Source organism: Ligilactobacillus sp. Marseille-Q7487, from assembly GCF_949152225.1.
In the GTDB taxonomy this organism is placed as follows: domain Bacteria; phylum Bacillota; class Bacilli; order Lactobacillales; family Lactobacillaceae; genus Ligilactobacillus.
The window spans coordinates 104,603-127,500 of the sequence record NZ_CASCJC010000001.1 but is presented as its reverse complement, the minus strand read 5'-3'; the positions used below and the strand labels follow the sequence as shown (position 1 = coordinate 127,500).

General features: G+C 37.4%; 20 protein-coding genes (1 of these 20 cut by a window edge). 5 read left to right on the top strand and 15 right to left on the bottom strand.

Translation table 11 applies throughout. The features are described from left to right. The 6 genes from QM017_RS00565 to QM017_RS00540 form a co-directional block, all read right to left on the bottom strand. A protein-coding gene (locus QM017_RS00565) for a DUF956 family protein (protein ID WP_282708493.1) crosses the window boundary here: on the bottom strand, positions 1 to 267 show its 5' portion. 111 nt of this gene lie to the left of the window's left edge; only the first 267 of its 378 coding nucleotides appear in the window; it begins with the start codon at positions 265 to 267; the stop codon falls past the left edge of the window. A 100-nt stretch (positions 268 to 367) separates the two neighbouring features. Then, the gene (locus tag QM017_RS00560) at positions 368 to 1,282 is read right to left on the bottom strand and encodes a PTS system mannose/fructose/sorbose family transporter subunit IID (RefSeq protein ID WP_178195118.1); all 915 of its coding nucleotides are present in this window, start codon (positions 1,280 to 1,282) and stop codon (positions 368 to 370) included. 20 nt (positions 1,283 to 1,302) lie between these two features. Next, positions 1,303 to 2,106, bottom strand: a complete 804-nt coding sequence (locus QM017_RS00555) for a PTS mannose/fructose/sorbose transporter subunit IIC (RefSeq protein ID WP_178195120.1) — start codon at positions 2,104 to 2,106, stop codon at positions 1,303 to 1,305. 29 nt (positions 2,107 to 2,135) lie between these two features. Continuing rightward, the gene (locus QM017_RS00550; protein ID WP_178195122.1) at positions 2,136 to 3,119 is read right to left on the bottom strand and encodes a mannose/fructose/sorbose PTS transporter subunit IIA; all 984 of its coding nucleotides are present in this window, start codon (positions 3,117 to 3,119) and stop codon (positions 2,136 to 2,138) included. 72 nt (positions 3,120 to 3,191) lie between these two features. Then, positions 3,192 to 3,692 carry a PTS sugar transporter subunit IIB gene (locus QM017_RS00545; RefSeq protein ID WP_282709540.1) on the bottom strand — a complete coding sequence of 167 codons (501 nt, stop codon included), beginning with the start codon at positions 3,690 to 3,692 and terminating at the stop codon, positions 3,192 to 3,194. A 288-nt stretch (positions 3,693 to 3,980) separates the two neighbouring features. Next, positions 3,981 to 6,767 (bottom strand): sigma-54-dependent transcriptional regulator, encoded by a 2,787-nt coding sequence (locus QM017_RS00540; protein ID WP_178195124.1) that lies wholly within the window; start codon positions 6,765 to 6,767, stop codon positions 3,981 to 3,983. A 146-nt stretch (positions 6,768 to 6,913) separates the two neighbouring features. Between QM017_RS00540 and QM017_RS00535 the strand changes: the two genes are divergently transcribed. The 4 genes from QM017_RS00535 (at position 6,914) to QM017_RS00520 (ending at position 11,419) form a co-directional block, all read left to right on the top strand. After that, positions 6,914 to 7,537: a carbonic anhydrase family protein gene (locus QM017_RS00535; protein ID WP_282708492.1), complete on the top strand. Its 624-nt coding sequence runs from the start codon at positions 6,914 to 6,916 to the stop codon at positions 7,535 to 7,537. A gap of 73 nt (positions 7,538 to 7,610) precedes the next feature. After that, entirely contained in the window at positions 7,611 to 9,362 is a 1,752-nt protein-coding gene (locus QM017_RS00530; protein WP_282708491.1) for an AarF/UbiB family protein, read from the top strand. A 105-nt stretch (positions 9,363 to 9,467) separates the two neighbouring features. Then, the gene (locus tag QM017_RS00525; RefSeq protein ID WP_178195130.1) at positions 9,468 to 9,899 is read left to right on the top strand and encodes an Hsp20/alpha crystallin family protein; all 432 of its coding nucleotides are present in this window, start codon (positions 9,468 to 9,470) and stop codon (positions 9,897 to 9,899) included. A gap of 647 nt (positions 9,900 to 10,546) precedes the next feature. Next, positions 10,547 to 11,419: an NAD(P)-dependent oxidoreductase gene (locus QM017_RS00520; RefSeq protein ID WP_349238450.1), complete on the top strand. Its 873-nt coding sequence runs from the start codon at positions 10,547 to 10,549 to the stop codon at positions 11,417 to 11,419. A 69-nt stretch (positions 11,420 to 11,488) separates the two neighbouring features. On the opposite strand, the gene QM017_RS00515 is transcribed toward QM017_RS00520, so the two are convergent. Both QM017_RS00515 and QM017_RS00510 read right to left on the bottom strand, forming a co-directional pair. Further along, entirely contained in the window at positions 11,489 to 12,577 is a 1,089-nt protein-coding gene (locus tag QM017_RS00515) for a MupG family TIM beta-alpha barrel fold protein (protein WP_178195134.1), read from the bottom strand. Positions 12,578 to 12,706: 129 nt separating this feature from the next. Beyond that, on the bottom strand, positions 12,707 to 14,032 hold the full coding sequence (locus QM017_RS00510; protein ID WP_282708490.1) for an MATE family efflux transporter: 1,326 nt from the start codon (positions 14,030 to 14,032) through the stop codon (positions 12,707 to 12,709). A 173-nt stretch (positions 14,033 to 14,205) separates the two neighbouring features. On the opposite strand from QM017_RS00510, the gene QM017_RS00505 reads away from it, so the two are divergent. Continuing rightward, positions 14,206 to 15,294, top strand: a complete 1,089-nt coding sequence (locus QM017_RS00505; protein ID WP_178195138.1) for an Mbeg1-like protein — start codon at positions 14,206 to 14,208, stop codon at positions 15,292 to 15,294. 51 nt (positions 15,295 to 15,345) lie between these two features. Here the strand turns inward: QM017_RS00505 and QM017_RS00500 are convergent, their stop codons facing one another. The 7 genes from QM017_RS00500 to QM017_RS00470 form a co-directional block, all read right to left on the bottom strand. Further along, positions 15,346 to 16,182 carry a hypothetical protein gene (locus tag QM017_RS00500; protein ID WP_282708489.1) on the bottom strand — a complete coding sequence of 279 codons (837 nt, stop codon included), beginning with the start codon at positions 16,180 to 16,182 and terminating at the stop codon, positions 15,346 to 15,348. 79 nt (positions 16,183 to 16,261) lie between these two features. Then, positions 16,262 to 17,128 carry an endonuclease gene (locus QM017_RS00495; RefSeq protein WP_282708488.1) on the bottom strand — a complete coding sequence of 289 codons (867 nt, stop codon included), beginning with the start codon at positions 17,126 to 17,128 and terminating at the stop codon, positions 16,262 to 16,264. A 149-nt stretch (positions 17,129 to 17,277) separates the two neighbouring features. Beyond that, on the bottom strand, positions 17,278 to 17,859 hold the full coding sequence (locus QM017_RS00490) for a DJ-1 family glyoxalase III (RefSeq protein ID WP_282708487.1): 582 nt from the start codon (positions 17,857 to 17,859) through the stop codon (positions 17,278 to 17,280). Between the two features lie 209 nt (positions 17,860 to 18,068). After that, positions 18,069 to 19,028 (bottom strand): ABC transporter permease, encoded by a 960-nt coding sequence (locus QM017_RS00485; protein WP_282708485.1) that lies wholly within the window; start codon positions 19,026 to 19,028, stop codon positions 18,069 to 18,071. Further along, entirely contained in the window at positions 19,028 to 20,098 is a 1,071-nt protein-coding gene (locus QM017_RS00480; protein ID WP_282708484.1) for an ABC transporter permease, read from the bottom strand. Before QM017_RS00480 ends, QM017_RS00485 begins: the two co-directional genes overlap by 1 nt. A gap of 30 nt (positions 20,099 to 20,128) precedes the next feature. Then, entirely contained in the window at positions 20,129 to 21,643 is a 1,515-nt protein-coding gene (locus QM017_RS00475) for an ABC transporter ATP-binding protein (RefSeq protein WP_282708483.1), read from the bottom strand. 129 nt (positions 21,644 to 21,772) lie between these two features. Beyond that, a complete protein-coding gene (locus QM017_RS00470) occupies positions 21,773 to 22,801 on the bottom strand; it encodes a BMP family protein (protein WP_282708482.1) in 1,029 nt (342 codons plus the stop codon). Positions 22,802 to 22,898: the final 97 nt, after the last annotated feature.

The following is a 22,898-nucleotide window of genomic DNA, read 5'->3' as shown; positions in this document are numbered from 1 at the left end:
AACCTTAGGATTTTTAGAAGAAAACGTATATGTCCCATTTTTCTTGGTTTGAATTGCATAACGTGGAATCCACTTTCCTCCTAATAAGACAGATGCAATCACCAAATCCACTTCTTCCCATGGAATCTGCACGAATTTGCGTGGATCACGGTCATTATAAAATTCAAAACCCCGATCCCCTATCATTATCTTACCGTAATCAGTCAAACCTAAATAAGACGTTGCGTCCATCACTAAATCGACTTTTGTATTAAGCGATTCTACCATTTTCTTTCCTCCATTTCACAACAAATTTCAATTCCATCATATCATAAAAGCAGCCCCATCCCAACGGATAGAACTGCTTTTGTTAAGATTGTTCCAAATATTAAAGTAAGTGAATTACGTGACCCACAATACCTACAACGAACAATGCGAGAATGATTACGATTGGAGATACTTTCTTCTTAAGCAACCACATGCAAAGAAGTGTCAAGAGTAAACCAGCCAAACCTGGAATTAATTGATCCAAGTTGTTTTGCAATGTTGTAACTTTAATATCAGACAATGCCAAACCATTTGCTTGTTGTTCTAACGCAGAACGAATACCAGCTGTACCTTTTGGTAATTTATCCCAGTTGATGAATGCACCATCACTCAAGGTTGTCTTGGAAACAACTGGGGTGAACTTGATAGATACCCAACGTTGAATCAACGCACCTAACACGAACATCCCCATCAAAGATGCTCCACGAGTAACTTGTTGCAATAAACCACCAGATAAGTCTTCTGTAATCTTAGAACCAGCTTTGTAGCCAAATTCTTGTGTATACCACATGAAGGCCCAACGAATAATATTCCAGCAAACAAAGAATAAAATTGGTCCTAAAATGCTACCACCTAAAGCCAAAGATGCACCCAAAGCACCAAGCATTGGACGAACAGTATACCAGAACACTGGATCACCAACACCGGCCAAAGGTCCCATCATACCAACTTTAACCCCTTGGATAGCAACGTCGTCAACTTCAGCACCGTTGGCACGTTCTTCTTCCAAAGCTAAAGTAACACCGATAACTGGTGATGCTAAATATGGGTGAGTGTTAAAGAATTCCAAGTGACGCTTGTAAGCTGCGGCACGATCTTCTTTTGATTTATATAACTTATTTAAAGCTGGCATTAATGCAAAGCACCAACCACCATTTTGCATACGTTCGTAGTTCCAAGAACCTTGAAGGAAGGTAGAACGCCATGCAACAGATAAACGATCTTTTTTAGTTAAAGTAATTTTCTTTTCTGTCATTTTTGTTTCCTCCTTCAATCCTAGTAATCATTTAAAATATCGCCAAGTGGATCACCTGTATTGGAGTTACCACCATTTCCGTTGCCAGAACCACCCTTGCTTAATTCAAGGTAGATTAAAGCTAAGGAAACCCCGATAGCACCGATAGCAATCAATGTTAAATCAGAGATAGCTGCGATAGCAAAACCAATGATGAAGAATGGCCATACTTCACGTGTTGCCATCATGTTGATAACTAAAGCATAACCAACGGCAACAACCATGCCACCACCGATAGCCATACCATCGTTTAACCAAGCTGGCATTGATTCTAGGAAATGACGAACTGCAGAAGCAGGAATAAAGATCAAGCAAGCAGCAGGAATTGCAATACGTAAACCTTGCATACAAATAGCTAAGATTTGCCAAATTTCAATCTTGCGGTAGTTACCTTCTTCAGCTGCTTTATCCATAATATGCACAATTGGCACAGCCAATGTACGCACAACCATTGTTAAGAACAAACCAGCAACAGCCAATGGGATTGCAATAGCGATTGCTGCGTTAACACCTTTAACACCTTGACCACCTAAAACCAAAATAATAGCGGAAGCAACAGATGCCAAAGCTGCATCGGGCGCTACAGCAGCACCGATATTTGCCCAACCCATTGCGATCATTTGTAACGAACCACCTAAAACGATACCGGCTTCTAAGTTACCTGTAACTAAACCGATTAATGTACATGCCACAAGCGGTTGATGGAATTGGAATTCATCCAAAATACCTTCCATACCCGCAAGAAAGGCAATAATTACTACTAAAATCATTGATATAGCAGACATGTTTTATCCTCCTATCTTTTTTAAAAACACTAGTTCAACTCTTTACGAGCTTTTTCAAGAATATCATCCATGTTATCTCTAGAATCTGCAGGAACTTTACGAACATCGAATTTGATACCCATCTTCTTTAATTCGTCATAAGTTGCCACATCATCTTTACCTAAGGAAAGAACCTTGTTAACAGCCACTTTACCTACAGAGTGTGCCATAGAGCCAACGTTTAATTCCTTGATATCAACGCCACCTTTGATTGCTTCTAAGGCATCTTGTGGTGTTTCAAATAACAAGAGAGCTTTAGTGTTACCAAAACGAGGATCTTTTGCAACTTCAATCATCTTCTTGATTGGCACAACGTTAGCCTTTACTCCTGGAGGAGCAGCTTCTGTAATTAAGCTCTTACGTAAATTGTCTTTTGCAACTCCATCAGAAACAACAATGATACGATCTGGTTGAGTTGTCTTAGTCCATGCTGTTGCAACTTGACCGTGTAATAAACGAGAATCGATACGTGCTAAAACGTATTTAATCTTGCCATCACCAAGTACTGTTCCAGGAGGAATTGCTCCTGTAGGTTGTGCTGGTTTTTCAGCAGCTTTTGGTGCTTCTTTTGGTTGTAAGGATTCTGGTTTAATCTTTACGCCATCCTTACCTGTTTCGATAATGTGTGCAGCAATTTCTTGCGCAGAGTTCATCGAAAAACGTGATGCATATGCTTCGATGACCATTGGCAAGTTCATGCCGGCCACAATTGCCCATTTATCTTTATGAGCTTCAAACAAATTATTTGCTTGGTTAAATGGTGTACCGCCCCATAAATCAACTAAGAATAACACTTCTTCTTGATCGTCAAATGAAGCGATTGCCTTTTCCATTTTAGCCCGAACATCGTCTGGGCCTTCACTTGGCATCAAGGTAACTGCTTGAACATTTTCTTGTTTACCAAAAATCATTTCGCCTGATTGGAAAATGCCTTCAGCAAAGCCACCATGACTTGCTAGGATAATACCTACCATTATGTTGTCCTCCTTAAAAATGTATTTAGAAACTCCTAAAACAAACTGTCAACTTTTGTCAACTCAAGACAATCAGCTAACCAGCCCTTTTTCAACTAAAACCCGCCATAAATCTTTTGACGAATCATTTGAAACTTTACGCATATCCAGCGCAATTCCGTGTTGATGCATCCATTTAAATGCAACTACATCTTCTGCGTTGACCGAGATGGCATCAGAAACCATCTTGCGCGAACTGTTAAAACTAATTGCACCCACGTTAACCATTTCGACTTTGATTCCACCTTTGATTAAAGTCAAAGCATCAATCGGATCTTCGACTAAAATCAATACGCGCATTCCATAGAAACGTGCATCTCTATAGATTCTAAGCATCTTATCTAAGGTGATAACATGCACCTTAACACCAGGTGGTCTAGCCTGTAAAATCAATGTTTTACGAATGTTATCATGAGCTACTCGATTAGAGACGACCAAAATGCGATCAACTTTCAAAACTTTTGCCCAATTGGTAGCTACTTGTCCATGAAGCAAACGACTATCAATTCTCATTAGTTTGACATCAATCGTCATATTCATCACCTAAATCTTTCAAAAACAACCTCATCAACAAAAGTTGCACCTACTCAAACCAAAAAATCTATGCAGCTTACACAAAAAAACATAATAAAAAAATTAGTTCAGCAAGTAAAACCTGCAGCTGGTCAAAAATCTTCCAGTCTGAGAAGTTTCCTTACACTCTTTATATAGCAAGTTGCGTGCCAACTTTTCTGTATCACACATAATCAGCGTTAAATCAACCTAAAAATTAACTAAAAAAACCTCATGATACACTTATTTTGTGTATCACGAGGTTTTGTATCAATTTTCTGTTGCTTGTGTATCAAAAATCCGCACAATATAATACACTTCACTTAAAGGTAACTCAACATTAAGTGCATCTTTCAAGATTTCATTGGCTTGTAACACAACTTTAGCCAAGTTTTGGTCTTCTAAACTCGCTAACTCCTCACTGGTTGCCGTAATTGGTGTGTGTGTCAAATACCTTTCGATTGCTCCTGCCAAATGCATGATTAGACTGATTCTTAAAGGAGCCGTCATCAAAATTTCTGTACGGCGCTCAATAAAGTCACAGTAGTTCCATAAAATCTTGATAACCTTTTTAGGATTGATGAAGGTAAAATACTGTTCTAGATATTGACACACATCTTGTTCGCTTAGTGTAGCAAGTTGTGTATCTTGTGTATCAACAAATAGCGTATTACTATCCATTTCTTCTAGTAGTTCAACAAACTGTTGACCTCCACCTTGCAAAAGATTTTCTAATGAAATAAACGGTGCATCGATTTGCGGATTAACAATACCTGTTGTTGCAACGATATAATGCTCTTTTTGAATCTGCGCAATCGTTTGTTGCATATTAACCACGGAAATTGGAATCACTTCGATATCGTCTAATAAATTATCGATTAAGATTTCATCAAGCATCTCTTTGATTCTTTTGGCGGTTCCTTCACCCGTAGAGCAAATTGCAATAATCGCCTTGGGTTTATTAGCATTTGAAATTTTAACTTCTGTTTCTTTTCGATCCTCATTATGGCCAAATGGACGCGAATAACCACTAAACTCTGATAATTCATGGTAAACAGAATTTAAAGTACTATCTATCATTGATGTTTTACGCGCCGCTTCTAATACCATAGCAGTCGTCACCATATCAATTGTCTTGACCTCAATTCCAGTCATTTCGGTAAGTTTAGCACTAAACGTCCCTAAAGAGCCCATATCAACCAAAAGTAAAACACCATTACCACGGTCAATTTTTTTGACCTTTGTGGCAATCTCATTTAAAGCAGTTAGTGGACTGATCTCTAATGACATATCAAATGAAGTCAAATTATCAACATCTAAAAGTTGCTTAACCACTTGAACCATTGAAAATGCAGTACTATTACCATGAGCGGCAACCACAATTCCAACTTTACCATTTTTAGGAGCTGCCTTAAGCGAAACCAATAGGATTGCCAGATAATACGTTTCTGAATCAGGTACCGGAAACTTATAATGCGCTTCTAAAATTGCTTTAACTTGCTTAGCTAAGGCAAATTCATTTGGATAATCTTGAACCATCGAAACGATATTTTCCGCCACATCGCGCAATGGTTGGCCTGATTGCACACGTTTAATAAATGAACTGATATGCAAACTCATGGCATATAAGAAATTACCATTGATGTTGTAGTTTTTTTGCTTGAGAACTTTTTCAATTTCATTAGTCACATCCACAATTTCTTGATCGACAATTTCATTGAAATTTGTTTCGGTTTTTTGTAAGCCAACATTACGATAAAACGACTTTAGATGAACATTGATGTCCGTCATAATAAAGTTGTTAATTGCAGCTTGATCTAAACCTTCATCTTGCAAGACAGCTGCTTTTTTACCGATTAATTCATATAAGTTATATGGTAGTTCATAATTATCAGTATCGTTAAGATTATTAGTCGAATCATCTGGACGAATAACAAGTAATGGTTCCAATAACCTAGCAAGCTTGCCTTGTTCAACACGATCAGAGGCTAAACGCGACAACCCTTCTTTTATTTGGGGAGGTAATTGTTCAAATTGGATCGTAATATCATTTTCATCTTGCATACTTCCTAAAAAACCTTGTGCACAAACGAGCTGTACATTTGATTTTAACTGCCCAACGTTTCCAAACGTCACACTACCTAACAAGGCTTGTACCACATCTTCATTTAAGGTGATATTTTTTTGAATTCGATTGGCTTCAATTGTCAATAGGCGTTTCAACAACTGCAAACGTTCACGTGTCGTTCTTTGTTGGAAAGATGGCATTTGAATGACAATTGGAATCCGCCGAACAAAAGTCTTAAGTAAGGCACTTTCCGGATCTTCGGTTGTTGCGCATACCAAACGTACATTGGCTTTGCTTTGCTTTCCTGTCTCACCTAAACGACTATATGTGCCATGATCCATAAAATAAAAAATCATTTCTTGTCCTTCTGGGGGTAGACGATGAACTTCATCTAAAAACAGCATCCCTCCGTCAGCCTCTTGGATCAAACCATCTTTATCTTCGTTAGCTCCAGTAAAGGCTCCTTTGACATAACCAAACAAATGCGACATCAACAGTTGTGGATTATGTGCATAATCAGCACAATTAAAAACCGTGATGCCTTGTTTTTGTAAAATTCCCTTATCGTAGGCGAAATGATACATCGCATTAGCAAAAAATGTCTTCCCTGAACCAGTCGGCCCTGTAATCAAAACATTTAACCCATTTGGCGGGTATAGCAGTGCGGCTTTGGCTTGTTCTATTTGATTTTTTAGACTATCCTTACGCCCAATCAAGCGGTCAAAAACGTCATCGCTGAGTGGAACGGACACATCAACATCTGGCTTATTTACAATTTGTGGTGCTTGTGGTCTTGCATGCGCCAAGCAATACCTAACAGGGCGCCCGTTAAGCTTACTTAACTTTCCTTCACGCACCAAAACATTAAGTTCTTTGCTAACATTTGTACGCAAAATTCCTAAATCATCGACTACTGTTGCCGTTGTTAAGCCTTCGCTTGCTTGTGGATGATTCTTAAAGTACTCCCAAATTTTTTCTTTACGATTCATCACCAAAGCCTCCTAAACTAAATTCGCTTTAATTTTACCATATTTAACACCAGATATCTGCCATCGGGTGGCTTGCACTTAGTCAACACAACCTATATAGTTATTGTAAACAACTGAGAATACTCAACAAATGAAGGATTTTTTTTATGACACAACTCGATTATCAAAGCCAAGATACTTGGAAAGCTGATACTTCTTGGCAATCGCCAATTGATTTAAATTTAAAAACACTGATACCACAAAAATTAACACAGCAACCACTAGCCATAACATTTCCCTCAAAACAAGATATTAATGAGCAACCTAGTGCATCTGGTATGCAATTTTTGGCTACAGGAGAATTAAAATTCAAAGGCCAAACCTATCAACTACAACGTTTCCATTTCCATGATGGTAGCGAGCATCTCTTTGATGGTCAACGTCTTAGCTGTGAGTTGCATTTTGTCTTTAGTGGTCCAAACAAAGAAACCTTAGTTTTGGCCGTCTTATGTGCGCTTAATCCGACTAAAACCAACCGACAAATCGCCGATATTTTTGCGGGAAAATGCAATGACCAAGAGCTTGCAAATCTAATTCCAACTAAACTTGCCTATGTCACATACACAGGAACATTGACGACTCCACCACTCAAAAGTGATGTCACTTGGGTTGTCTTGACCACTGCGCTTGAAATTTCTCCTGTGTCTGCAGCTGCTATCAAAAACGCATTTGCCAATAATCATCGTCAGGTACAACCACTTAACAAACGCCCCATCAACTGGTTTTGTTAAAAAGGTTTTTCTAAGACGAATCTATTAAAAAGTGCTAAAATTAAGAAAATACCTAATGTAAGGTGGGATAGACATGACAGTAGCGCCAACAATCGAAATTACACGTAAAGACAAACGTTCGCGTCTATTAGAGATCGTTCATGTCATTCGCGAACATGATATGATCAAAAACTTCTTGAAACAAAAAAATCCTAAAGAGATTCGTTTAGGTCTCCAAGAGCTTGGTCCAACTTTTATTAAGGCTGGCCAATTATTGTCGACACGTCCTGATTTAGTCTCACCTGAATACATTAAAGAACTACGCAAACTGCAAGATAACGTTCAAATCGACTCATTTGAAACTATTGCGCAAATTTTTTTAGAACAAACCGGCAAAAGTATAGCTGAAACATTTGCTAGCTTCGAAAAACAACCGTTTGCTTCTGGGTCAATTGGACAAACACACAAGGCAACTCTTAAGGACAACACTCCTGTCGTCGTCAAGATTCAACATCCTAAAGTTGAAGAACTTGTCAATACAGATTTATCCTTGTTTCGCCAAGCAATTCATATTTTAAAGTTTGCACCAGATATCAGTGTCATCAATCCCAAAGAAATCTTAAACGAGATCCAAACCGCCTTATTAAACGAAATCGACACTCAAGTTGAAATGCAAAACGGTGAAGAGTTTTATCAATTAAACAATGCAACTAGTATCATTGAAGTACCTAAGGTTTACCGCGAATATTCTGCGCCTAAAGTCTTAGTTAATTCATTGATGCCTGGAAAAAGTATTCAAGTACTAGTTAATCAAAAATTGAGTGATGATCCTAAAAAAGCTGCTCAACAAAAGAAATTACGCCGTTTCATCGGTGAAGTTTTAGTCCAAAACTTTATCAAGCAAGTTTTTACAGATAACTTTTTTCACGCCGATCCGCATCCGGGCAATATTTTATTTTATGAACTACCACAAAATTCAACCAAATTGCCCCGTTATCAAACGACGCATCAATTTCAAAAAACACTGGGTTCTACCGATATAGATATCGCAACGCAAAAGAAATTACCTGCTTGTCGCCTTGTTTACCTAGACTTTGGCATGATGGGACATTTGACACCTAATCTTGTCGATGGCATTACTAACATCATCTTGGCTCTAAACACCAAAGATACCCGTTTAATCGGTCAAGCCATCTTAGCCGTTTGCAATCGCACCGGTAAAGTTGATGAAGAAGACTTTTATGAAGAGCTAGGAGTCTTTTTGCAACCTTATATGCAAATGGGGCTAGGACAAATCGATCTAGCAGATATGTTGTTTAGTATTTTGTCATTATGTCGCAATAATAACTTACAAGCCAAATCCGAAGTCACATTACTCGTTAAGGCATTTGCTTCTTTAGAAGGATTAGTTGCACAACTTGATCCTGATTTAGCAATGATGGATGTCGTCAGACCCTTTGCACGTGATTATTTAAAAAAGAAACTTAACCTAAGAAATGAGTTGGAAGATCACGCCTTACTAATGGCACAGGCTATCAAGGCCACACCACAAATTCCTATCAAAGTTGAACGCCTATTAGATATCTTTATGCAAGGCCAAGGGCGCATCAACTTTAAGTTTAAAGAACAAGATCGCTTCTTTGATCGTGTTGATCAGCTTGTTAATCGCATCGTCATCTCGATTATTTTAGCAGCACTCATCTTAGGTTCTTCTATGCTTGTAATGGGCGGACAACAACACCCTGCTATCTATAATTTAGGTGTTTGCGGCTATATTATTTCCTTTGTCTTGATTTTATTTTTAGTGATTACAACCTTGCATAATCACTATAAAAATAAGCAGTAAAAAATCAGCTTTTTTTGATGCTTTTTAGTTGCATCTATTGAAAAAAAGACTATGATAAAGGTGTAAAGTAAATTACTGATTATTTTGAGAAAGGAAGTCTTAATTATGGCTAATGAATTATCTAATCGTTTCAATGACTTATTAAATACTGGTGATGATTTGTTTAGAACCTTCACTCGTCCCCTAACTAATATGACCGATGCATTCAAAGAATTACGTAGTGATATTAAAGAAACTGACGTAGATTATGTTGTTGCGATCGATGTTCCAGGGATCGATAAAAAAGACATCACCATCGATTTTAAAGACAATATTTTGACTGTCAGCGCTAAACGTGATTCATTTAGCGATAGAAGTGATTCTCAAGGAAATATCTTGGCTAGCGAAAGAAGTTATGGTCGTTATACTCGACAATATAGCTTTTTAAATGTTGATCGCGAAAAAATTTCGGCCAAATGTGAAAATGGTGAATTAATCATCACGTTGCCAAAGACAGCCGAAGAAATCAGTAACTCACGGCGAATCGAAATTGACTAGACTTCATTTAAATGCTCCTTGACTACCCGTTTTTAACGGGTAGTTTTTTATTACAAACACCAATAAACCACCAAAGAAAACGCTTGCATTTTTAGCTTAGATGTGTTATAAATTAGGTGTAAGGAATTAACAATTCCACATCAAATTAAGTCCTAAATCATGGGGCTTAATTTGCGAACCAAATGTAATTTAGTTGTAGTTGATAACTTTTGATTTGAAAGAAAGAAGGTGTCGGAGCCAACAACTTAAGTGGAAGTACCCTAGATTGTCGTTTCAGATGCTTAGGTTTTACCATAAGGGGATGTCGGAGCCAACTTGAAAAGTTTTTTCAAATTAATTTAGTTTATTTTGGGATACACCTCCAAAAAAACTAAAACTAATTGCAATTAGTTAAAATTTAACCGAGTGCTTCTTAGAAAGCGGGTTATTTTAAAGGATGTGGAAACAAGATTAATTTTCCTAAAAAATTAGATAATATGACCCAGGTCTCATAATGTAAGAAGATCTTAGGAGTAGACACGTGAACCTCCAAGATGATATGTAAGAGTATTTGCGAGCCTGGGTTATTTTTTGTGTTTTTTACAAAATATCAATTCTCAAGCCTTAATAAAAGGTATATCATTATACTTAGATTAAAGCTAAAGGATGTGGCATACATGAAAATTGGTTTTATTGGAACCGGTGTGATGGGAGCAGCCATCTGCCAAAATTTACTTAAAGCAGGTCATCAACTAACTGTTTATAATCGGACTAAAAGCAAGACTCAAAGTTTAGTTGAAAATGGTGCAACTTGGGCAGATAGTCCTAAAAAAGTCGCTCAACAAGCTGATCTTGTTTTTTCAATGGTCGGCTATCCAAAAGATGTTGAAGAAATCTATCTCGGTGAAGACGGTATTTTTGCAGGCTTAAGTGCTGGAAAAATCGCTGTAGATATGACAACTAGCCAACCAAGTCTAGCCGCTAAACTTTTTGAAATTGGCACAAGTAAAGGATTTAAAATCCTCGATGCTCCCGTTTCAGGTGGAGATGTCGGCGCTAAAAACGCTACTTTAACGATTATGGTCGGAGGAGATAAAGAAGTTTACGAAGAACTTTTACCAATTTTCAAACAAATCGGCAAGAGTACTAATTACTTTGGTCCAGCTGGCTGTGGTCAACATACCAAGATGGCCAACCAAATCATGATTGCAGGTACCATGACGGGCTTAACCGAAATGTTACTCTACGCTAAAAATGCAAATCTAGATGTTACCAAAGTTTTAGAAACTGTCGGTGCCGGTAGCGCTGGTAACTGGAGTTTGACTAACTACGGCCCACGTATCCTGGCTGGTGATTACACTCCTGGCTTTTTTGCTAAACATTTCTTAAAAGATTTACGCATCGCCTTACAAGAAGCTGAAAAAATGCAACTTGATTTACCTGCAACCAAGGAAGCTGCACGTCTCTACAAAGTAATGGTCGATGTCTGCCAATTAGGTGATCAAGGAACACAAGGTTTAATCAATAGTTATCACAAATAATTATAAAAATAGCCCTAAGATAACGGTAAACCGTTATTTTAGGGCTATTTTTTAAAATCTCTTCACTAATTATTTAACACATTTGAAAGTAATACGACGTTGTAATTGATCTAATAAGAATAATTCATGCTCAACCACATGCCCTACTACATTGCGTTTACCATCATTTGGCATATCAACTAAGGCAATTTGAACTTCATTTTTGTATTGACCATAAGCTTCATTTAAGATCATAATATCGCCACGTTTGATTGTAACATCATTATGATGAGCTGGCATTGGTTCATCCTTGTAAGTTACACGACTAAATGAATCCCGTACAAAGTAATCAGATGAATCACCACGATAAGTGTGAATTTGTTCTAAAACAATCTTAGTTTCAAGTTCTGTCACATCATCTACTAATTGCACTTGAATTGTTGGATGTGGTTCAAAGAATACTTCAGCCACAGCTGCCAATTCTTCATCAGTTGCATAAGCATTACCAATCAAGATGTCATCAATTAAATCGGTAGCTAACATTCGACGTACTTGAGTTGCAATTGGTAAGTCACGATCTGCTTCTAATGTTGGCAAGCCTTCTTGCACTGGCCATGGTCCCATCTTAGCATCTGGTGAAGTCACAAATGCTGCCGTATTAATATTGAAATGACGATATTTTTGCGAACATTCGATAAAGAAATCTTCGCCTAAAGCTGTATAGCGTTGTGGATAGAAGTTATGGCAACCCCATAATTTATCGGTCTTTGGATGATATGACATAATATTATCCAAGTAATTTGTCCCAGCGCTCATATTAATTTCAATCACCAAACCATATTGGTTGCGAGTCATACGTGCTTCTTCTGCTCCAGTAAAACCTACATCTAAGCGTAAACCATATACGCCTAAATTTTTAAAGAAGATTAAATCATCATAGTCAATCTTTAATTTGTCAAATAATCCAGGGTTAACGTCGATCACTGTCTTAAAGCCTAATTGATTACCATATTCAATAATTTGGCGATATTTGTCGACATCACTATCATCGTTAATTTCTAATAATGACGTAAAAATTCGTGTATAACCTAACTTATGTGCTTTTTGTAAATAAAGTTTATCTTGTTCAAAATCTGATTGCGATGGATAAATAGAAATTCCTAACGTTTTTGTTTGCATCGTCTTTAGTTCCCTTCCTAGTTCTTAGCTTGTTTTAAAACGGTTACTTTACTACCTTAATGATAATAGGTCTATACCTTTTTGTAAAGTAATATTTACCTAGAAAAAACTCTAATCAGATACTTATTTTTATGCGCTAAAATCCTTAATTACTTTGCGGTATAATACCCAACCAATCACAAATGTCACTGCATCAGCCACTGGTTGCGCCCAAATAATGCCATGATAACCTACACTGTTAGCTAAAATTACCATACAAGGAGCATATACGACCCCTTGGCGCGCTAATGCCATGATTAAAGCGCTCCATGCTTTGCCTGCCGATTGAAAAACCGTCGTAAAAACTAAAATAGCTCCAACAAACGGCGCAGTCAAAAGCGTAGCCCGTAACATATATGTTCCTTGCTCTATAATCTTTGTATCTGTCATAAAAATTTTGACTAAAACAGGTGCTAACACCATCAAGATTACCGCTAACACTAAGGAATAAACAACTTCTACCAAAAAGTCAAAACGCATAATTTCTTTGAAACGTTCCTTGTTTTTAGCTCCATAATTATAACCAATTAATGGTTGTGCCCCAAATGCAAAACCAACCATCACCAAGATAACAATCATATAAATTTTAGCAACAATCCCATTAGCAGCAACCGCACTTGCTCCATATTTAGAAAGATGGTTGTTTAATAACGCAACACCAAAGCTTTGCATTAAATTAGTCAACGAAGCTGGAATTCCGATCACTAAAACTAGTTTCAAATTATGCAAGTTAATTTGACAATCACGCAACTTAAGTGACAATATCTTGCAATCTTTATTCATATAATAAAAGAGTATCCCACAATTTACCGCATAGCCTAAAACATTAGCCAACGCAATTCCTTTTGCGCCCATATCAAAAACAAATAAGAATAACGGATCTAAGATGATTGTCAAAATCGTCCCAGATAAAGTAGCAATCATCGATTTAACCGCTAAACCCTCGGTACGAATGATGTTTCCTGGCACTAACGATACAATAATAAAAACACTGCCTCCTACCAAGATTCGATAAAAATCAGCAGCATATTGATAGGTTTGGGGAGTCGCACCCAAAAGGTTTAAGATTGGGCGTTCAAAAATTAACATTATCGCTGTTAAAAGTAAGCTAAAAGCAATCGTAATATACAATGAAAAACTGCTAATTTTTGCGCTGAGGGCATACTTTTTTTCGCCTAGCAACCGCGAAATCACAGCACTACCACCTAATCCAAAAATGTCTCCAATTGCTAGCATAAATGAAAACAATGGTGTACCCAATGCAACACCGGCAACTAAAGCCGTATTACCGGTCTTTGCAACAAAAAATGTATCGGCTAAATTATATACCATGCTAGCAAACATTCCTAAAACTACCGGCAAAGCCAATTGAAAATAGACTTTTTTAACCGGAGCCTTTGCAAAAAGTTCATCCACAAGTTCGTCCTCCTTTTTAAAAATCATTTTATAATGTAGCATATTTCAAACCTGTTTTGTAAGAACTTTTTTCAAAATTAGCAATCGTTTCACGTGAAACAGCTTTTAATTTGGTAAAAAAGAACAATTCAGAGTACAATTAAGCTAGAAATACTCTTAAGGTGGTGATTTAAATGGCTAATCTTTTTGACTATTTGACTTGGCGTGGTGATTTAACCTTTGCACAAGCACCTTTAAATGAGGTCGATTGTTTGATTTTCAGTCGTTTCAGCTATCTACAACTGGATAACATTGTACCTACAAGTTTTACGGACACGCTCACTTTAGAAAAATGTTGGCAAAAATATCAAGCACAAAAAACCACTCCTTACCTACAACAAGCAACCGATGAAGCACTCTTAGAAACATTAGCTAAGTGCCAACGCTTTAAGAACATTGAATTATGCGGTTTTCGTAACGATATCAATGCACAAGCTGAAAAACAGTTTGCTTGCCTGACCTTTAAGTTCTTAGGGGGTAATCTTATCGCTTATCGTGGCACCGACGATACGTTAGTCGGCTTAAAAGAAGACTTCAACATGAGTTTTATGCAAACTGTTCCTTGCCAAAGTGCAGGTCTTAACTACTTTAAAGATGCTGCTAAAGCTTTAGATGGACCATTTTATCTAGCTGGACACTCCAAAGGTGGAAACATCGCCTTATTTGTAGCCTTATTTTGTCCAGATAAACTCATTGAACGCCTCAAACATGTTTATAGTTTTGACGGGCCTGGATTTGCCATTAATACACTTGAAAGAGCTGATATTAAACGTATCAAGCCCTTAATCTCAGCTTATGTGCCACAATCTTCTATCATTGGAATGTTACTTGGTCATGTCGAAGATTATACGGTTGTCCACAGCCAACAAACCAGCATCTTACAACACGATTTATATAGCTGGGACATCGCTGCACCACATAGTTTTGTCTGTGAAAAAAATGTCGATGCTAGCAGTGTTTTCATCGAGCAAACCCTTAAAGATTGGCTTAACGAAATTTCAAATGAAAAACGTCAAGAATTCATTTCCGTTGTCTTTGACGTCTTAAATGCCACTCAAATCACACGCATGCAAGAGCTGACCGCTGATCGTTTCTCTAAAATCACCACGGTCGTCTCTGAGTTAACACAACTTGATAAAAAGCAACGTGCTCTTGTCTTAAGTCTAGCTAAATCTTTGCTTCAAACTGGCATCAAGAATCGCTCGGTTTTAAAAGACAATTAACCAAAAAAAGGTTCATCCTAAGTTTTATCTTAGTATGAACCTTTTTTATATTTATTTAATACTTGCTGCCATTGGAATCAAGGCGTTATAATCTTTACCTTCTAACGTGTAAACGACATTACCTTTCATCCACTTTAAAGTGGTATGATCGGCAACTAAATCCACCGTCAAACTAGCTTGATCATCTGGTATCGGTAACATATATTGTTCCAATAATTTAACAACCGCTTGTCCAGTTGGAATTGTGTTTTGCCCATTATAAGCCGAAGCGTGTACATATAACGACCAGTTACCTTCGCGCCACTGCAAGTAACTTTGACCTGCTCCTGAATCGAGTGTACCTTCGATTTGATAACCTAAGTCAACAGCTGGCAAGTGTGTTGCTTGGTTTTGATCATAGATTTGAATCGCTTGACGTGCCTCATCTTTAGAAGCATAGGTACTTTTAATCAAAGTAGCGTATGGAACGTGTGTCTTTAACGCTTCATCATTAAACGGATAAGCATTATAGCCTAAACTGTAATAAATACTATAGTCATTTTCATTTCCAATATATCTAACGTTAACTTTATCGTGATTATAGCCTAAGCCATCGACTTGTGGCAAAGGAATTTGTCCAAGATTTTGACGTAAACTTTGATTGAGTTGTTCAAGACGCGATAACTGCTCAGTTGTACCAGTCGTTGAGTTATCTTGAGAAGAATTTACATCGTCTTTTTTATCATCTTTTGAACTAGTGCTCTTATCTTTATTCTTATCTTTATCCTTTTTGGCTGACGTTTGACTACTCTTTTCAACATCGGAATTTTTAGGCTCCGCGTTTTTAGAGCTACACCCTACTAACAAAATGGCCAAGAGACTAAGCATCAATATATTCGACTTCTTCATCAGAAATCACCCCTTAACTTTGGTACTTTACTCAATTTAAGTATACTATTTTACCAGGCCTTCACCAAGAAATTAGTCCTTATGCGTATAATTGTCCTTCTTGGTCTTCAATCTCAATAATCACAGCTGCATGATCGGAAATTTTTTGGCTTTCGTGTCCATCAAAACATACACGACTTGAAACAATTTCATGTTTAGCATTCGTCAAAATATAATCTATTCGTCTAGCTAAACTCTTTTGTCCCCATTCCGTTAAATTATCACGAATCGTTAAGCCATCACCCTTACTGATTGCTGCTACATAAGTGTCTTGAAAACTCCGACACATGTATTCATATCCAATAACATCTTCTTCTGCATCAACATTAACATTAGCCAATACATAGGTCGGCCGCTTTTTAGCTCCTAAAAACTGCAATCTTTTAGAAAAAGTATCCCATTCAACGTTAAAATGATTGCTCAATTGGCCATCCAAATGTGTCGTTACTACTAAAGAGCCCTCAGTATTGGCCAACTTTCCTGCCAAAATTTTATGTCTGCGAATATCTTGATAACCAATTTCTCGCTCAGGCACTAAAATATCAGCTGTCACTTCACTTAAAGGTACTAATGAAAACAAAGCCAAACCTTCATCAAAACTTCCCAATAACTCATGACATGCACACCAACTCCAGTAAAAATCAAGCTTGACCTTACGCAAAGCCTTTTGCAATAAATAAGCGAAATTTCCTATTCTAACAGGAACTTGTTCTTCTTCACAAGGTTTTACATACTTTAAATCTCTTAACTCTTCAGTTGTCACACAGGCTGATTTTTGAGGTTGGTTAGCTTCTTGCAGGGCAAAAATCGCAATCTTTTCGCGTACGACTTGATCAACAAATTCATTAATTTGCCTATTTGTATCAAATCCTTGAAGTGAATGACAGTTTAGTGTCAACATCTTCACTAAGCTTCCCCTCTTTTCATAACATAATTTCTACTAAATAACTATACATCAAAGAAAGCGATTTCTCAAGTTGAGTAAAATATTTATCCACTATTCTTAATTTAATTACTAAAAAACACCAAGTTAGCTAAACCAACTTGGTGTCTTACTTAACGCGCAATATTTTCACTCAAAAAGTTATATAACATCGCTTCTTTTAATTGTGTCGTATCCGCACCTAAAATTTCAGCGATCGCATATGAATAAGCCCATGCTGTCGCAGGACCTCGACTAGTTAAAATATGTTTGTCATGATCAATCACAACAATATCTTCTTTGAAATGACCATCTGTAATTTGATCTTTAATTTGATCATGTACACTTGGATAGCATGTGTACTCACTTCCATCCAACAAACCATAGGCTGCGAAAGCTAGCGGCGCCGCACACATTGCTGCATTCCATTTACCAGCCTGCGCACGTCGTTGCATCAATCCTTTTAAAACATTACTGTTTTTAAGGTTTTCTGCTCCTGGATAGCCTCCTGGAAAAATCACAATATCATACTCAAGTAAGTCAACATCCAAAATTTTATCACAAGCCAACACAATATCATGATCGCCGATTACTTTTTTAGAATTTAAGCCCACCATATCAACTTCAAGTCCTAAACGACGTAAAACATCAACTGGACTTAAGGCTTCAACTTCTTCGCAACCATCTGCGATTAAAACAGCTGCCTTTTTTGTCATCTCAACCATCCCTTTCTTGTTATATATTAAGGATAGCACTTAAAAATCACTTAGGCAAAAGGGAAAATATACTTCCTCAATATTATATTCTATATGTAAGCCCAATCATTTTTGTTGGCAATAATCAAAAAAATAAATACAAATAAAAAAATCAGGTAGTCCAATCAATTTAACATTGACTCAACTACCTGATTTTTTATAACTAATTTTTATTTACTCTTAATATAATTTTGCCCATCTGCCGCTGGTGCAACTGCCTTACCAAAGAAAATGACTAAGACAATGACGGTAATCAGATATGGAGCAATTTGGAACCAAACTGAGTTCACATGTGCCAACACTGGTATATAAGCGCCAATAATTGGTAAACTTTGCGCTAAGCCAAAGAAAATAGCTGCGCCGGTTGCGCCTAGCGGATTCCATTTCCCAAAAATCATCGCTGCTAATGCCATAAACCCTTGACCAGAAATAGTACTTACAGAGAAGTTAAGGGTGATAGATTGTGCCATTACAGCTCCACCAAAGCCACCTAAAAAACCTGACGTTAACACGCCAAGATAGCGATATTGATACACATTGATCCCTAAAGTATCTGCAGCAACTGGATTTTCGCCGACAGAACGCAAGCGCAAACCAATATTGGTTCGATATAAGAAATACCAACTAAAAATACCAATAACAATTGCTACATATGCGATAATTGAGGTTCGTGTAAAGAAAATTGAGCCCAAAACAGGAATCTTGGATAAACCTGGTACCGTATAAGTTCCTAAGCCTTGATCCAAAACGGGGGTTTGGCCCTTTCCACTATATAAAATACGTGTTAAAAAGACACATAAAGCTGGTGCCATCAAGTTTAAAACTGTTCCTGAGATAATATGGTCGGCTCTAAAATTAATAGTTGCTACAGCATGCAAAATTGAAAACAGCAAACCAAAAAATGCTCCGACTAATAAAGCTACCCAAGGAGCAGCCGAACCTAAAGTTTTGGCAAACGATAAGGTAAATACCGAACTACTAAAAGCACCAACAACCATAATTCCTTCCAAACCAACGTTAACAACCCCGCTACGTTCAGAAAAAGTTCCACCCAAAGCCGTAAAAATCAAAGGGGCAGCATAAACCAAAGTGGTTGAAACAACCGTCATTAATATTGTTGTTAAATTCATTATTCTGCTCCTTTCTTAAGACTTGTCGTCTTTTTTTGCGTCCATTTCTTAGCTAAAATTTCAAAGGCATACTTGATACCTACAAAGAAAATAATTGAGGCGGTCACGATACTTACGATTTCAGAAGGAGTCGTTGAGTAAACTGAGATACTCAAACCACCGATTTGCAAGGCTGAAAATAGTAGGGCTGATAAAATAATGCCTAATGGATTGTAACTTACCAATAAAGCTACAGCCATTCCGTCATATCCCACTTGTGGTAAAGCATTTGACACTGAGATATTTTGATAGTTTCCTAAACCATCAAGAGCCCCGCCTAACCCAGCCAACAAGCCTGAAATAAGCATCGCAACGATAATTGTCTTTTTAACGTTCATCCCTGCGTAACGTGATGCTTCTTCGTTTAAACCTACACTACGCACTTCAAAGCCAGAGCGTGTTTTATTGAAGTAAAACCAAATAACTAAAGCCATTAATAAAGCAATCAAAAAGCCCCAATGTAAGGTTGAATTGGCCGTAATTTCTTGTAAAAACGGCGTCCGTAAGCTAGCTTTTGCAGGAATATTAGCTGATGAATCTGCGCCTTCTGAAGCCAGCCAACTCTTAATAGCAAAGTTAATGAAATATAGGGCAATATAATTTAACATGATGGTCGTGATAACTTCACTGGTCCCAAAAAATGCTCTAAAAAATCCAGCTAAAGCGGACCATAAACCACCTAAAATTGCTCCAGCCAAAACAGAAACAATGATTAATAACCAGCCTGGTAAATGATTGAACTTCAAAGCTACTACGACAGCACCAAACCATCCCATCAAATATTGGCCAGAGCCTCCAATATTAAAAAAACCTGCCTTACTTGCAACGGCAAATCCTAAAGCAGTCAACATCAACGGTGTCATGTTACGCAAGGTTTCACCAATTGAGTAAGCATCTCCAAATGCTCCCAAAAATAAACTGCTGTAATTTTGTAGTGGATCATAGCCAAAGATTAACATGATAATCGCACCCACGATAAACCCGGAAACCACGGCAATCAAAGGTGTTACTATTGCTGTTTTTTTAAACACAAATCTGTCCTCCTAGATTCTTGATTGGTCTTATCCAACCTTTTTGCCGGCCATCATCAAGCCTAATTCTTCTGGTGATGTATGTTTTGGATCAATTTGTCCAACAATTTCACCAGCATGCATAACGACAATTCGATCTGAAAGCTTCAAAATTTCATCTAATTCAAAACTTACCAACAAAATAGCCTTACCCATATTACGTTGTTCATTGATTTTTTCGTGAATATACTCAATCGCACCCACATCGACACCACGCGTTGGATTTGCGGCAATCAATACTTCTGGGTCGCTAGCAATTTCGCGTGCAACGATTACTTTTTGTTGATTACCTCCAGAAAGTGAGCCGACCATGGCTTTTTGGCTTTGCGTCCGCACATCAAATGCTGTAACTAATTCTTGACCACGCTGGTTAATTTGCTTGTAATTTAAGATGCCATGATTGTTGATTGGTTTTTGGTAATAATTTTTTAATGCCATATTTTCTGCAATTGTTAATGGCAATATTAAACCTACATGCTGACGATCTTCAGGAATACAAGCTACCCCTGCTTCAGAGATTTTACGAACAGATTTATCTTGCAATTCTTGACCATTAAGCTTAATCTTACCTGATTTAACTTTAAGCAATCCGGTTAACGCTTCAATTAACTCACTTTGTCCGTTTCCATCGACACCTGCGACACCTACAATTTCACCTGAATGAACCGTCAAATCAAGGTCTTTAACTTTTAAATAATGTCCTTTTTGAACGTTTAAACCATTGACTTCTAACACTACTTTAGACTGATCAACTGCCTGTTTATCAACGCTATTTCGTAATTTGCGGCCCACCATCATTTCTGCTAGCGTTTCTTCTGACGTTTCAGCTACCAATACAGTATCGATAACCTTACCAGCTCGAATAACAACACAACGATCGGCTGCTTCTTTGATTTCTTTTAGCTTATGTGTGATAAAAATAATTGATTTTCCTTCAGCGGCTAAGGCATGAAAAATCTTCATTAATTCCTCAATCTCTTGTGGTGTCAAAGCAGCTGTTGGTTCGTCAAAGATAAAAATATTTGCCTTACGGTATAATGCCTTCATGATTTCGACACGCTGTTGCATCCCAACCGTAATATCAGCTACCTTAGCTTTTAAATCAATATCCAAATGATATTGTTTAGCCAATTCCTCAATTTCTTTAGCTGCCTTAGCATAATTAATCCGACCAACACCTTTTATTGGTTCATCACCTAAAATGATATTTTCCAAAACACTAAATGCAGGAATCAACATAAAGTGCTGATGCACCATGCCTATACCTAAGTTCTTAGCATCACGTGGACTTTGCATCTTAACAACTTGACCATTGACGATTATTTCACCTGCACTAGGTGCCAACAATCCAGATAACATCCCCATCAAAGTTGATTTACCTGCCCCGTTTTCACCAAGTAATGCTAAAATTTCACCTTGTTTTAACTCCAATGAAATATCATCATTTGCCTTAAACGTTCCGAATTGTTTCGTGATATGTCTCATTTCAACGACATTTTTTTCCATCGTTTCCTCCTACTGTGTTTTTTGGTGGGTGTCTTGACGATAAAAAAGGTGAAGTCTTGGTTGCCCAACGCTTCACCTCATCCCGGTTATCCGGTGGTTTTAAGGAAACTTTTCCTGTCAACCATTTAATTATTTATCTTTAACTGTGATTTCACCGTTGATAATTTTGTCTTTGTATTGTTGTACAGCATTCCATGCATCGTCTGACATATTGTCATTTATCAATGCAACACCGCCATCTTTCAAATCATAAGAAACAACCTTGCCACCAGGGAATTTACCCTTCATAGCTTTGTTAGAAAGGTCTTTAACGGCTGTCCCAACTTCTTTAACAGCAGATGCTAAAGTTACATTACCGCCATCATAAGCACCATCTGCTTTTTGATCTTGGTCTACACCGATAACCCAAACCTTGCTACCGTTCTTAGCAGCATCTTTAGCAGCTGTAAATACACCTGCACCAGAACCACCAGCAGCATGGAAGATAATATCTGCACCGTTGTTATACATTGCTGTTGCTAAGGATTGACCAACGTCAGCTTTAGTAAATGAACCTACATACTTAACATCGACTTGGATATCTGGGTTAACAGCTTTGGCACCTTGAATAAAGCCTTTTTCAAATGTTTGTACGACATCACTCTTGATACCGCCGATAAAACCTAATTTGTTTGTCTTAGTTGTCTTAGCAGCTGCAACGCCTGCTAAAAATGAGGATTGTTCGCTTTTGAATGTTACAGATGCCACATTCTTATAACCATCAATTACAGAATCAACAATTGCAAAATTAACATCTGGATTTTGCTTAGCTGCTGTAGAAATTGTATTATCAAGCTTGTAGCCAATCCCAAAGATTGTTTGATATTTAGCCTTGATTAACTTATTAACATTTGGTGTAAAATCTGCATCAGAGTTGGATTGAGCATAGTTATACCCATTAACACCCTTAGTTAAATCATGTTCTTTACCCCAAGCTTTTAAACCTTCCCAAGCAGATTGGTTGAAAGACTTGTCGTCAATCCCACCACCATCAGTTACTAACGCAACAGTATGCTTAGTGTCACCTTTATCAGACGAAGCTGATTTATTACCGCATCCTACTAATACTGTTCCTAACATTACTGTTGCAGCTAAAACTGCAGCTACTCTTTTTCTCATTTGGTACACCCTCCAAAAAATCTTCACGTTTTTTACATTTCCTAGTATACCTTACTTTTTATAAAAATCAATACATTTTATCTAAAAAAAATACTAA